Source organism: Falsigemmobacter intermedius (assembly GCF_004054105.1).
Lineage (GTDB): Bacteria > Pseudomonadota > Alphaproteobacteria > Rhodobacterales > Rhodobacteraceae > Wagnerdoeblera > Wagnerdoeblera intermedia.
This window is the reverse complement of the sequence record NZ_SBLC01000003.1, coordinates 100,706-112,512: the sequence shown is the minus strand read 5'-3', so window position 1 is coordinate 112,512 and position 11,807 is coordinate 100,706. Positions and strand designations below refer to the sequence as shown.

Below are 11,807 nucleotides of genomic sequence, written 5' to 3'. Positions count from 1 at the left end.
CGCAAGCAACGCGAAGTTATGGGATTTTTCCTCTTGCGGCCAGTCTGAGCCTTGGCTAAACACCCCTCACACCGACGGAGCAACGGTCAAACTGCTTCAAAGGTTGGGGTATCGCCAAGTGGTAAGGCATCGGTTTTTGGTACCGACATTCCTAGGTTCGAATCCTAGTACCCCAGCCAACTTTCTTCTCTGCACCCGTTGCAGATTGGAAATGCGGCCTCTATAAAAGGCCTCCCGGTTGGGGTATCGCCAAGTGGTAAGGCATCGGTTTTTGGTACCGACATTCCTAGGTTCGAATCCTAGTACCCCAGCCAGTTTTCTCTCAGATCCATCCGCACCCGCCCTTTCAGGCGGTTTTTTCGTTTTTCCAATACCCTCTCTGCCGCTCTGACAAGTCGTTGGAAAAATTTCACATTTCGCGATTTTTTCTCTTGCGGGCGGCAGGCGTTCTCCGTAGAAACCGCCTCACAGAGCAGATGGCCCGTTCGTCTATCGGTTAGGACGTCAGGTTTTCAACCTGAAAAGAGGGGTTCGACTCCCCTACGGGCTGCCAGTTCTGAGCGCGGATGAAATGCCGCACCATAACTTCTGAGAGATCAGAAGACGCAAAAGTGGCCCGTTCGTCTATCGGTTAGGACGTCAGGTTTTCAACCTGAAAAGAGGGGTTCGACTCCCCTACGGGCTGCCACTTTGCTGAAAACCGCCCCTCGGGGCGGTTTTTTCATGTCCCTGCGTCCTCTTCGGGCATTGGCCTGCCCCCGGCCAGCCGCTATCAAAGCCCATCCGCAAGGACCCGGTGCGAGCCCGGGTGGCTCTTCCGGCCGCTGATCCGCCGGACCCTAACGACCCAGGCCTTTTTGATGCCCGTTCTTCAAACCTATCTGCGTCAGTGGCAGGCCAATCCGCTGCGCGAGATCCTTGCCGGGGCGGTGGCAACTTTTGCCCTGATCCCTGAGGTTATCGCTTTTTCCTTCACCGCCGGGATTGATCCGGCGACCGGACTTTATGCCTCTTTCATCATTTCGCTGGTAATCGCTGTCTTTGGCGGGCGTCCGGCGATGATCTCTGCCGCCGCAGGCTCTGTGGCGCTGGTGGTGGCGCCGCTGGTGAAAGAGCATGGCGTTGACTATCTCTTTGCCGCCGGTCTGCTGGCGGGCCTGTTTCAACTGGCCTTTGGCTTCGGGCGTCTCAGCAGTCTGATGCGTTTTGTCTCAAACCCGGTGCGGACGGGCTTTGTGAATGCGCTGGCGGTGCTGATCTTTGCAGCCCAGCTTCCCCATATTCTCAGCGCGGGGCCTTTGGGCCTGGCGATGATGGCCTTCGGGCTTGCGATCATTCTGGTGATGCCGCGTCTGACCACCGCAATCCCGGCCCCGCTGATCTGTGTGGTGGTGCTGACGCTGCTGGCGGAAATCGCGGGCCTGCCGGTGGCGCGGGTGGCCGATCTGGGGGCGCTTCCCTCAGGCCTTCCGGTCTTTGCGCTGCCGCAGGTCAGCCTCTCCTTAGATCTGTTGAAAATCATTTTCCTGCCTGCGCTTGCGATTGCCATGGTGGGGCTGCTGGAATCGCTGATGACAGCGCGGGTGGTGGATGATCTGACAAAGACCACCTCAAACCCCGATGCCGAAGCGCGCGGACTGGGCCTTGCCAATATCGCGGCCAGCCTTTTTGGCGGCATCGCAGGCTGTGGCATGATCGGGCAGACCGTCTCGAATGTGAAATACGGCGGACGCAGGCGGCTTTCGACCCTGGCCGCGGGCGGGCTTTTGCTGGTGCTGATGGTGGCGCTGAAGGATGTGATCGCGGCGGTGCCTGTGGCGGCGCTGGTGGCGATTATGATCCTGGTCTCGGTGGATACCTTTGACTGGGGCTCGCTGCGCCGGCTCCACATCATGCCGCGCCTTTCGGCTGTCGTGATGCTGATCACCGTGGCGGTGACCATTTTCACCCATAACCTCTCGCTTGGTGTGCTCTGTGGCGTGCTGACGAGCGCGGTCTTTTTCACGGCCACGCTGGCGCATTCGGCACAGCTCCGGCGCGACGGGGATGTCTATAGTCTCAGCGGGCCTTTGTTCTTTGCCTCGGCCCCGGATCTTTTTGCAGCCATTCGTGAAAGCGATCACACCGCCCCCGTCACCCTTGATCTGACAGCGGCGCGGCTTTGGGACATCACGGCAACAGAGGCCCTGAGCGCATTGAAGGCGCGGTTTGATGCGGCGGGGCTGGCGCTGATCATTCGCGGAGGACCCGATGCGTAAAATCACCGGACGCAAAACACCCGCCGCGCGGCGACTTGCCGATGCGGCTGCGGCTGCCGGTCCCGGGGCACGGGGCGCGTTGACCCCCTGCCCTGGCGGCGCTATGCGAAAAGTCAGTTCCCCCGATGCCAGCCGGAGCGCCAGCGTGACCCTTCATCTGTACCGCAATGACCTCCCCGAGGGGCTGGATCTGGGCCCGGTTGTGGCCATCGACACCGAGACCCTTGGCCTTGATCCGCGCCGCGACCGTCTCTGCCTTGTGCAGCTTTCCTCTGGCGACGGCTCGGCGCATCTGGTTCAGATCGAGCGGGGTCAGACCTCGGCCCCGCGCCTTCAGGCGCTGCTGGCCGATCCGCAGGTCACCAAGCTCTTTCATTATGGCCGCTTCGATATTGCGATTCTGAAGCAGGCCTTCGGCACGCTTTGCGTCAATGCCTGGTGCACCAAAATCGCCTCCCGTCTGATCCGCACCTATACCGACCGCCACGGGCTGAAATATCTGCTCACGGAGATGATCGGCGTGGATATCTCCAAGCAGCAGCAGACCTCAGACTGGGGGGCGGCCACGCTGACCGAGGCACAGATGAGCTATGCGGCCTCGGATGTTCTTTATCTGCACCGGCTGAAAGCCGCTCTTGAAGAGCGGCTGATCCGCGAAGACCGCAGCGATCTCGCGCAGCGTTTGTTTGACTTTCTGCCGATCCGGGCCGAGCTTGATCTGATGGGCTGGGACAATTCCGCCGATATCTTCCAGCACTGAGCGAAACACCGGAGCCCGCAGTTTGCGCAAGCGCGATAAAGCCCATTCCCGACTGGTCAGCCTGCTGAAAGTGGGCCTTCCGCTGACGGCGCTTGCTCTGTTGTCGACGGTTTTTCTGCTGGCGCGCACGCTCGACCCGGAAGATGCCCTGCCTTGGGCCACCGTTGATATCGAGGAACTGCTGCGCGATCCGCGGCTGACCGCACCGCAGTATGCCGGTGTCACCGAAGAGGGCGATGAGATCCTCTTCACCGCTGCCCGTGCCTGGCCGGGTGCTGCGACCGGCGCCCATGCGGCCGAGCCCGTTCTGCGGCTGATCTCGCCTGCCGGGGAGGAGACACGCGCCGTGGCTGAGACCGCCCGTATTGAGCCGACCGCCGGAGAGCTGACCCTGCAGACAGCGGTGCAGCTGACCACGGCCGGCGGCTATCTGATGACCACCGAGAAACTTGACCTCAAGCTTGACCGCAGCGCCCTGACAGCCCCCGGTGAGATCCGCGCAGAGGCCCCGGGAACACAGCTTGAGGCCGGCAGTATGCAGCTGACCCGCACAGGCGCGAAGGGCGGCGAGGTTGTGGTTTTCAAAGGCGGCGTCCGGCTGCTATACCAGCCGCAATCCGCGTCTTCCCCTTCCGCTCCCCCCTCCGCACCGTGAGATGGCTTTGATGTATTCCCTTCGCCGCACTGGTCTGACCCTTGCCCTTCTGTCCGGCCTGAGCGGAGCCGCTCTGGCGCAGGGAACCTCTGTGGGGTTCAGCGGCCTTAAGCAGGATCCCGGTGCCCCGGTTGAGGTCACCTCCGAGACCCTGAGCATCGACCGCGACGCCGGTCTGGCCATTCTGGAGGGCGAAGTGCTGGTCATCCAGGGCGAGATGCGCCTGACCGCCCCGCGCGTCGAAGTGATCTATGGCACTGAGGGCCAGCAGATCAAAGAGATCCATGCCCAGGGCGGTGTGACCATCGTCACGGCGGCGGATGCGGCAGAAGCCCGGGAGGCGCGCTATGATGTTGCCACCGGCGGCCTCGTCATGAGCGGCGATGTCCTTCTGACCCAGGGCCCCAGCACCATCGCGGGTGAGCGCCTGGTGGCAGATCTGCGCAGCGGGACCGGCCGGATGGAAGGCCGGGTGAAAACGCTCTTTAACACCGAACCGAAGGCGGGGAACTGATGGCCGTAACTTCCGGTCAGCCGCATCCCGGAGGCGGCCTGTCGATCCGCGGTCTGGCCAAAAGCTACCGCAAACGTCCCGTTCTGCGCGATGTGAACATCGATCTTGGCCGGGGCGAGGTTGTGGCCCTTCTGGGGCCGAACGGCTCTGGCAAAACCACCAGCTTTTACTGCGTCGCGGGCCTTATTCAGCCCGATGCAGGCGAAGTGCGGATGGATGATCACGATGTCACGGGCCTGCCGATGTATCGCCGCGCGCGGCTCGGCCTTGGCTATCTGCCCCAGGAGGTCTCTATTTTTCGCGGCCTCTCGGTGGAGGACAATATCAAATCCGTCCTTGAGATCGCCGTCGCGGACCGCCACGCGCGGCGCGAGCGTCTTGAAGAGCTTTTGAGCGAATTTTCCATCACCCATCTGCGCGAAGCCCCGGCCATCGCGCTGTCGGGTGGGGAGCGCCGCCGGGTTGAGATTGCGCGCTGCCTCGCCGCCTCGCCGCGCTATGTGCTGCTCGATGAGCCTTTCGCCGGGGTGGATCCGATTTCGGTCGGCGATATCCGCGGCCTGGTGCATGATCTGAAAGACCGTGGCATCGGCGTGCTGATCACCGATCACAACGTCCGCGAAACGCTTGAGATCGTTGACCGCGCTTATATTCTGCATGACGGAAAAGTCTTGATGAGCGGCACCGCTGACGAGGTGGTGCAGGACGAAAATGTCCGCCGCGTCTATCTCGGCCAGGGCTTCCGCGTCTCCTGAAACATGCTGCCGCGCAGCATCTGACCCGCCCTGAAAGGGGCGGGTTTTTATTTGATTGGCGATCACGCCAATGTGGCCATGCGGCATCGGAAAAGCTCCGCTGAGACCGGAGAGGGCAGTTGACATATGCTCCGCCCCGTTGCCCAATCTGAGGGATGCGTATGACCCGAGCTTCTCAGTTTCATCCGGTCGTCAGCCCTGCGGTTCCCCGCAGCCAGGCCCGGAGAGAAGACGGCCCCGCGCCGCACCCCATCGGTGCGGCCACAAAGCGCCGGCAAACCAGCCCGCTCGTCGGGACGGGTGCGGCTTTTCCACAGCGAAGGAGGCATCATGCGGTATCAGATCAGCGGACGGCAGCTCGACATCGGCGACGCTCTGCAGACACATGTAAAGTCTGAGCTCAATGAGACGGTTGAGAAATACGCCCAACGCCCGACCGAAGCCGTTGTCACATTCTCACGCAAGGCCCATGAGATGGTCTGCGAAGCGACCCTCCATCTCTCAACCGGGCTGACGGCGACTGCCAGCGGCAAGGCAACCGAGATTTACCCCGCCTTTGAGGCCTGCCGCGAGCGGCTTGATAAGCAGCTGCGCCGCCACAAGCGCCGCCTGCGTGACCATTATGGCCGCCGGTCACGCCCTGTTGAATTTGGCACGGGCCAGTCGTATATCCTGGCAGCTACCGAAGAGACGGAGGATTCGGAAGACGACTCGCTGCAGCCCGTCGTCATCGCTGAGATGGAAACCCGGGTTCCCGAGATTTCCGTTGGTGAAGCGGTCATGCAGCTGGAACTGTCGGCCCAGAAACTTCTGGTGTTCCGCAACGAAGGACATGGCGGGGTGAACGTGGTCTATCGCCGTGAAGACGGCAATATCGGCTGGATCGACCCCCGCAACAGCAAATAGCGGCCAGCCGCGCGCGCCCGGGAGGCCTTCCGGGCCCGCGCTCTTCCTGCTTTACGGATGGACATGGACATCTCGAAAATCCTCAAACCCGAAGCCGTGCGCGTTCTGGGTTCTATGACCAGCAAAAAGCGCCTGTTTCAGGAGCTTGGTGAAGTCGCAGCCTCGGCCTATGGCCTGCCGGCTGCCGTTGCAATCGACGGCCTGCAGGAGCGTGAAAGCCTTGGGCCGACCGGCGTGGGCCATGGCATTGCGCTGCCCCACGCCCGTCTCGAAGGGCTCGACCGCATTGTCGGGCTGTTCTTCCGGCTGGAAAAGCCGATGGACTTTGACAGCGTCGACCGTCAGCCGGTGGATCTGATCTTCACGCTCTTTGCGCCCAAAGACAGCGGCGTTGAGCATCTGAAGGCCCTTGCGCTGATCTCGCGCACCATGCGTGACCAGCAGGTCTGCGCCAAGCTGCGCGCCAATCTGGCCCCGGCGACGATCTACGCGATCCTGACCGAAAGCCGCCCCCAGGCGGCGGCATGATCGCAGCCCGGTTTTGTCACGAGTGATCTGAGCCTCCGGGGCGCCAGCGGCGCCCTCTCCCCTCACCCGCCGGAGCCATCTTATGACACCCACGCAGAAGCGCATTCGGGGCTGGTATTTTTTCGACTTCGCCAGCCAGCCCTATAATACGCTTTTGCTGACCTTCATCTTCGGGCCCTATGTGGTCTCGCTGATCGGAGACGGCTCCACCGCTCAGGCCATCTGGGGCTATGGCGTGGGGCTGGCGGGACTGGCCATTGCGCTTCTCTCGCCGGTGCTGGGCGCGATTGCCGATAAAACCGGTCGGCGGATGGGCTTCATTGTCCTTTTCTCGCTGCTTTATGTGTTGGGGGCCTGGGGGCTCTGGTGGTCCTCACCGCAGGATTTCAACATCTGGTGGGTGATGTTCTCCTTCTCGGTGGGCCTCATCGGGATGGAATTTGCCACCACCTTCACCAATGCCATGATGCCTGATCTGGCCCCGCGCGAAGAGCTGGGGCGGATCTCCGGCAGCGGCTGGGCCTTTGGCTATGTCGGCGGCGTGATTGCCCTTGCGATCATGCTGCTGTTTTTCGCAGAAGGCACAGAGGGGACCACGCTGATCGGTCTTGCGCCGCTCTTCGGCCTTGATCCTGAGACGCGCGAGGGGACGCGCTTTGTCGGTCCCTTCACCGCGATCTGGTTTGCAGTCTTTATGGTGCCTTTCTTCCTGTGGGTGCGCGAGCCGCGCCGGCCTGGCACCGGGATCCTCGCTGCCACCCGCCGCGCCTTTCCGGACACCCTGGCGCATATCCGCGCCCTGCCCGCCAACCGCAGCCTCGCGGCCTATCTTTTGTCTTCGACCTTTTACCGCGACGGGCTGAACGGGATGTATACCTTCGGCGGCATCTATGCGGCAGGGGTTCTGGGCTGGTCGGTGACCAATGTCGGCATCTTCGGCATCCTGGCCGCGATCACCGGGGCGATCTTCGCCTGGTGGGGCGGACGGCTCGACAGCCGCTTTGGCCCGAAGCCCGTCATCGCCGCATCCGTTCTTCTGATGCTGCTGGTCTGTATCGCGGTGGTCTATGTCTCGCGGACTAAGGTCTTTGGCCTGCCCGTCGGACCAGAAAGCTTCGCGCCCGATATTGCCTTTTACGTCATCGGCTGCCTGATCGGCGCAGGCGGTGGCATCCTGCAATCGGCAAGCCGCACGATGATGGTGCGCCAGGCACATCCCCACCGCATGACCGAGGATTTCGGCCTTTATGCGCTGACCGGCAAGGCCATGGCCTGGATGGCCCCGCTGAGCATTGCCGTCACCACCCAGCTGACCGGCAGCCAGCAGCTTGGCATTCTTCCGCTGATCGGGCTTTTTCTGATCGGGCTTGTGCTGCTACTCTGGGTGCGTCCCGAGGGAGGTACCCATTGATGTTTTTAAGATTTGCGCTGCTCGCCGCGCTGATGCTGCCCGGCGCTGTTCCGGGTGTGGCCCTGGCCCAGCAAAAGGCCAATCAGCTGTTTGGCGCCAAAACCACCCCCAGCCCGCACCGCCCGGCACCCATTGGCTCTTACGCCAAGGGCTGCGCGGCAGGTCTGGTGCAACTGCCGGAAACCGGCCCCTCCTGGCAGGCGATGCGGCTCTCGCGCAACCGCAACTGGGGCCACCCGGAGACGATCCGCTTTCTGCAGGAGCTCTCAGTCGCGGCGCAGCAGATCGGCTGGCGCGGGCTTTATATCGGTGACATCAGCCAGCCGCGCGGCGGTCCCATGGTCTCGGGCCATGCCAGCCACCAGATCGGGCTGGATGCTGATATCTGGATGCTGCCGCCGCAGCGGCTGAACCTCTCGCGGGCCGAGCGTGAAAAGATCTCCTCGATCCCCGTGCGCAGTGCCGATCAGCGCAGCGTGACGCGCAACTGGACCGCCAGCCACCACGCACTCTTGCGTGCGGCCGCTTCGGATGACCGGGTGGACCGCATTTTCGTCGCAGCCGCCGTGAAGATTGAGATGTGCCGCTCGGCGCGTTCATCCGACACCCGCTGGCTGCAGAAGATCCGCCCCGTGGCGGGGCATGACACCCATTTCCACGTCCGCCTGAAATGCCCGCCCGGCTCTGGCGGGTCGTGTCAGACCCAGACGCCGACGGTGCAGGAGTTGTCGAAGGGTGGCAATGGCTGTGATGAGACGCTGACCTGGTGGGTGACGGATTACCTGAACCCGCCCAAACAGACCGGCCCGAAACCGCCGCCGCAGCCGCGCCCGCGTGGCCCGCGCGATTACACCATGGCGGATCTGCCCGCCGCCTGCCATCAGGTGCTGACGGAATAACAAAAGACCGCCCCCCCGGGGCGGTCTTTTTCATTGGCGCAGTCGCATCGCCTCAAGCGGCGTTCAGACCGGCAATGGCCGAGCGCAGCTTCTCTTCATCCTCGGGCGAAAGCGACGAGCGGATGATGCGGCCCCTGGTGTCCTTGAATTCTGCCATGACCTTTTCCGGCTGCGCTTTGCGCACCAAAAGGAAAAGCGCTGAGGTTCCGGGGGTCAGAGTCTCCGCAATCTCGCGGATCAGATCATCATTGATCCCGTAATCCGCCAGAGAGCCCGCCAGCGCCCCGGTCCCTGCGCCGATTGCGCCGCCGATGGCCATGCCCGCCAGCGGATTGAGGAACAAAAGCCCGATCAGCGTGCCGAACATCGCCCCCGAGACACCCGAGGAGGCCGCGCCCATGCCGACCAGATTAACGCTCTGTTTCAGATCGACCGCGCCTTCCGCCGAGCGGGTGGCGATCACCGCATCTTCCAGATCGATCAGATATTCGCGCTGCAGGCGGCGCAGGCGCGACAGCGTTTCATCCGCCTCGGTGACCGTGTCAAAGCCGATTACGATAAATTCAGACATCAGAACCTCTCACAAATCCGGGGCAGCCCCCCGCAGCACCAACCGCCATGACGCGATCGGGTTGCCACGCGGCGGACGCCTGATCGCGGGAGGGCTCAGCCCAGCGCCTCTTCGCGGGTCAGGATCGGGGCCTGAACCTCCGGCGGGATCGGGCTGACAAAGGGGCTGCGCGCAAGGCGGTCCGCGTGTTCGCGTTTTGCCTCAGCCAGCAGCGCCGGATCGGCGATCAGCTTCTCGCCCAGCCGCGCCATGGCAGTGGCCGCATGGATCATGCCCTTGTGGGCGGCCGGCGATTTGCCCTGGGCCGTCATCTGCCAGGAGTGAAGCGGCGTGCCGATGGCCGCGGTGGCGACCAGCACTTCCGTGGTGGGCACCTTCCAGGTCACATCGCCCACATCGGTGGAGCCCAGCATCTGCTCGCCGCCCGGACGGAAGGGGGCCACCCAGTCACAAAGCAGATCGTCATTGGGCGGCTGATTGATCACGGCAAATTCCGCCGCAATATCGTTTTCGGTCAGCGTGGCGCGGATCTTGGCGGCATAGGCGCGGTCGGCGTCATCAAAGGGCACACCGCCGATTTCCTCGAGCACCGCCTGCATCGCCTTATCCAGCGTCAGGTTTTCGAGGTGGTTCGAGACTGCCGAAAACACCTTCGGTTCGACACTCGTTTCCGTCATCAGCGCGGCCCCTTCGGCCACCTTTTTCACCCGCTCGACCAGCGAGAGCATCTCGGGCAGTTTCAGCGCCCGGATCGAATAACGCACCGTGGCTTTCGACTGCACCACATTGGGCGCGCGGCCCCCGGCATCGAGATAGGCGTAGTGAATGCGGGCATCCTGCACCATATGCTCGCGCAGATAGTTCACCCCCACCGACATCAGCTCCACCGCATCAAGAGCTGAGCGGCCCAGATGCGGGGTCGCCGCCGCATGAGACGACCGGCCGGTGAAGGTGAAATCGATGCGCGTATTGGCCAGCGCCAGCGGATCATCGACACGGGTGATGCCGCCCGGATGCCAGGTGACCGCCGCATCCACATCATCAAAAGCGCCGTCGCGCACCATAAAGGCCTTTGCCGCGCCGCCCTCTTCGGCAGGGCAGCCGTAATAGCGCACCCGTCCCGGCGTGCCGGTGGCGGCCAGCCAGTCTTTCAGCGCGCAGGCCGCCAGCAGCGAGGCAGACCCCAGAAGATTATGCCCGCAGCCATGACCATTGCCGCCCCCCTCAACCTCTGAGTGGAAATCCACCCCCGCCTCCTGGCTCAGCCCCGGCAGAGCATCATATTCGCCAAGGATCGCAATGACCGGCCCGCCTTCACCCGCCTCGCCCATGACGGCGGTGGGCAGGCCCGCGAGATTGCGGGTGACGCGAAAGCCCTTGGCCTCCAGCATCTCGGTATGGGCATCGCAGGAGCGGAACTCGCCGTAAAGCAGCTCCGGCGTGGCCCAGACGCGGTCGGCAAGGCCTTTCAGGTCTTCCTGATGGCGGGCGATATGGTCCGGGATGGTGGATCGGTTTTGCATTCTGTCGCTCTCACTGAGCCGCAGGCGGTGGCGGCGGATGATCCATGGTGGCAGCGCGGCAGGCGCCCTGCAAGGCCGCGCCTCACCGGAAAGGCTGAGGTTTGCGCCCTGCCCGTTACCCTTGCTCTGCCCTGCCCTGAGGGCTAGGAAAGAGCGAAAGACCGGGAGGCTGCCTAATGACCGATGATCCCCGCACGCTGGTGTCGACCGCCTGGCTCGACGCGCATCTGAAAGACCCTGACCTGCGGGTGATTGATGCCTCCTGGTATCTGCCCGCCATGGGTCGCGATGCGAAGGCCGAATATGAGGCCGGCCATATCCCCGGCGCGCGCTTCTTTGATATCGAAGAGATTTCCGATACCCGTTCGGCCCTGCCGCATATGGCGCCGCCGCCCGAGAAGTTCATCTCGCGGATGCGTGCCATGGGCATTGGTGACGGTCATCAGGTGGTGATCTACGACGGCCACGGGCTTTTCTCAGCCGCGCGGGTCTGGTGGACCTTCCGGCTGATGGGCAAAACAGATGTCGCCGTGCTCGACGGGGGCCTGCCGAAGTGGAAGGCCGAAGGCCGCGCCCTTGAAAATCTGCCCCCCGTCATGCGTGACCGCCATATGACGGTGCAGCGTCAGGCGGGTCTGGTGAAAGATGTCACCCAAGTGGCCCAGGCCTCCAAGCTGAAATCCCATATCATCCTTGACGCCCGCGCCCCGGGCCGCTTCTCAGGCGCTGAGGCCGAGCCGCGACCCGGTCTGCGCTCAGGCCATATCCCCGGCGCGAAGAACCTGCCCTTTGGTCAGGTGCTGGAAGCCAATGGCACCATGAAGTCACCTGAGGCGCTGCGTGAGATTTTCGCGGGCCTTGGCGTCACGCCCGAGCAGCCGGTGATCACCTCCTGCGGCTCCGGGGTCACGGCAGCGGTGCTGTCACTGGCGCTGGAGCGGGCGGGCCACCGCAACCATGCGCTTTATGACGGCTCCTGGGCCGAATGGGGCATGTATGACGATCTGCCGGTCGAAAAGGACTGAGA

12 protein-coding genes, 4 tRNA genes and 1 other annotated feature are annotated in these 11,807 nt (G+C 63.3%); of the genes, 14 read left to right on the top strand and 2 right to left on the bottom strand.

Annotation, left to right across the window (positions count from 1 at the left end; all coding sequences use genetic code 11):
* The first annotated feature begins 104 nt into the window (after positions 1-104).
* The 13 genes from EP867_RS02815 to mepA all read left to right on the top strand — a co-directional run bounded on the left by EP867_RS02815 (position 105) and on the right by mepA (position 8,686).
* Positions 105-179, top strand: a tRNA-Gln gene (locus tag EP867_RS02815).
* Positions 180-239: 60 nt separating this feature from the next.
* Positions 240-314, top strand: a tRNA-Gln gene (locus EP867_RS02810).
* 164 nt (positions 315-478) lie between these two features.
* A tRNA-Glu gene (locus EP867_RS02805) sits at positions 479-553 on the top strand.
* A 60-nt stretch (positions 554-613) separates the two neighbouring features.
* A tRNA-Glu gene (locus EP867_RS02800) sits at positions 614-688 on the top strand.
* Positions 689-786: 98 nt separating this feature from the next.
* Positions 787-842 (top strand) — a sequence feature (sul1 is cis-regulatory element that is thought to sense ions involved in sulfur or methionine metabolism; They are found in Alphaproteobacteria).
* Between the two features lie 18 nt (positions 843-860).
* Positions 861-2,258, top strand: a complete 1,398-nt coding sequence (locus EP867_RS02795; protein WP_128486689.1) for a SulP family inorganic anion transporter — start codon at positions 861-863, stop codon at positions 2,256-2,258.
* 145 nt (positions 2,259-2,403) lie between these two features.
* Positions 2,404-3,018, top strand: a complete 615-nt coding sequence (locus EP867_RS02790; protein WP_128486688.1) for a ribonuclease D — start codon at positions 2,404-2,406, stop codon at positions 3,016-3,018.
* Between the two features lie 22 nt (positions 3,019-3,040).
* Positions 3,041-3,673 (top strand): LPS export ABC transporter periplasmic protein LptC, encoded by a 633-nt coding sequence (gene lptC, locus EP867_RS02785; protein ID WP_128486687.1) that lies wholly within the window; start codon positions 3,041-3,043, stop codon positions 3,671-3,673.
* Between the two features lie 10 nt (positions 3,674-3,683).
* Positions 3,684-4,187, top strand: coding sequence for an LptA/OstA family protein (locus tag EP867_RS02780; RefSeq protein WP_128486686.1), 504 nt, complete (start codon positions 3,684-3,686; stop codon positions 4,185-4,187).
* Positions 4,187-4,942 carry an LPS export ABC transporter ATP-binding protein gene (gene lptB / locus EP867_RS02775; protein ID WP_128486685.1) on the top strand — a complete coding sequence of 252 codons (756 nt, stop codon included), beginning with the start codon at positions 4,187-4,189 and terminating at the stop codon, positions 4,940-4,942. Before EP867_RS02780 ends, lptB begins: the two co-directional genes overlap by 1 nt.
* A 330-nt stretch (positions 4,943-5,272) precedes the next feature.
* Positions 5,273-5,848, top strand: coding sequence for a ribosome hibernation-promoting factor, HPF/YfiA family (gene hpf, locus EP867_RS02770; protein WP_128486684.1), 576 nt, complete (start codon positions 5,273-5,275; stop codon positions 5,846-5,848).
* A gap of 63 nt (positions 5,849-5,911) precedes the next feature.
* A complete protein-coding gene (locus EP867_RS02765) occupies positions 5,912-6,376 on the top strand; it encodes a PTS sugar transporter subunit IIA (RefSeq protein ID WP_128486683.1) in 465 nt (154 codons plus the stop codon).
* An 82-nt stretch (positions 6,377-6,458) separates the two neighbouring features.
* Positions 6,459-7,787: an MFS transporter gene (locus tag EP867_RS02760; protein ID WP_128486682.1), complete on the top strand. Its 1,329-nt coding sequence runs from the start codon at positions 6,459-6,461 to the stop codon at positions 7,785-7,787.
* Entirely contained in the window at positions 7,787-8,686 is a 900-nt protein-coding gene (gene mepA / locus EP867_RS02755; RefSeq protein WP_128486681.1) for a penicillin-insensitive murein endopeptidase, read from the top strand. Before EP867_RS02760 ends, mepA begins: the two co-directional genes overlap by 1 nt.
* A 52-nt stretch (positions 8,687-8,738) precedes the next feature.
* On the opposite strand, the gene EP867_RS02750 is transcribed toward mepA, so the two are convergent.
* Both EP867_RS02750 and EP867_RS02745 read right to left on the bottom strand, forming a co-directional pair.
* Positions 8,739-9,257 (bottom strand): DUF1269 domain-containing protein, encoded by a 519-nt coding sequence (locus tag EP867_RS02750; RefSeq protein WP_128486680.1) that lies wholly within the window; start codon positions 9,255-9,257, stop codon positions 8,739-8,741.
* 95 nt (positions 9,258-9,352) lie between these two features.
* Positions 9,353-10,780 (bottom strand): amidohydrolase, encoded by a 1,428-nt coding sequence (locus EP867_RS02745; RefSeq protein WP_128486679.1) that lies wholly within the window; start codon positions 10,778-10,780, stop codon positions 9,353-9,355.
* 176 nt (positions 10,781-10,956) lie between these two features.
* Between EP867_RS02745 and sseA the strand changes: the two genes are divergently transcribed.
* Positions 10,957-11,805: a 3-mercaptopyruvate sulfurtransferase gene (sseA, locus tag EP867_RS02740; RefSeq protein ID WP_128486678.1), complete on the top strand. Its 849-nt coding sequence runs from the start codon at positions 10,957-10,959 to the stop codon at positions 11,803-11,805.
* Positions 11,806-11,807 lie beyond the last annotated feature (2 nt).

Excerpts from the sequence above, each read along its gene's own strand:
- EP867_RS02765 (WP_128486683.1), top strand. The coding sequence starts at position 5,912 with ATGGACATCTCGAAAATCCTCAAACCCGAAGCCGTGCGCGTTCTGGGT.
- EP867_RS02750 (WP_128486680.1), bottom strand. The coding sequence starts at position 9,257 with ATGTCTGAATTTATCGTAATCGGCTTTGACACGGTCACCGAGGCGGAT.
- mepA (WP_128486681.1), top strand. The coding sequence starts at position 7,787 with ATGTTTTTAAGATTTGCGCTGCTCGCCGCGCTGATGCTGCCCGGCGCT.
- sseA (WP_128486678.1), top strand. The coding sequence starts at position 10,957 with ATGACCGATGATCCCCGCACGCTGGTGTCGACCGCCTGGCTCGACGCG.
- hpf (WP_128486684.1), top strand. The coding sequence starts at position 5,273 with ATGCGGTATCAGATCAGCGGACGGCAGCTCGACATCGGCGACGCTCTG.
- EP867_RS02795 (WP_128486689.1), top strand. The coding sequence starts at position 861 with ATGCCCGTTCTTCAAACCTATCTGCGTCAGTGGCAGGCCAATCCGCTG.
- EP867_RS02760 (WP_128486682.1), top strand. The coding sequence starts at position 6,459 with ATGACACCCACGCAGAAGCGCATTCGGGGCTGGTATTTTTTCGACTTC.
- lptB (WP_128486685.1), top strand. The coding sequence starts at position 4,187 with ATGGCCGTAACTTCCGGTCAGCCGCATCCCGGAGGCGGCCTGTCGATC.
- EP867_RS02745 (WP_128486679.1), bottom strand. The coding sequence starts at position 10,780 with ATGCAAAACCGATCCACCATCCCGGACCATATCGCCCGCCATCAGGAA.
- EP867_RS02780 (WP_128486686.1), top strand. The coding sequence starts at position 3,684 with ATGTATTCCCTTCGCCGCACTGGTCTGACCCTTGCCCTTCTGTCCGGC.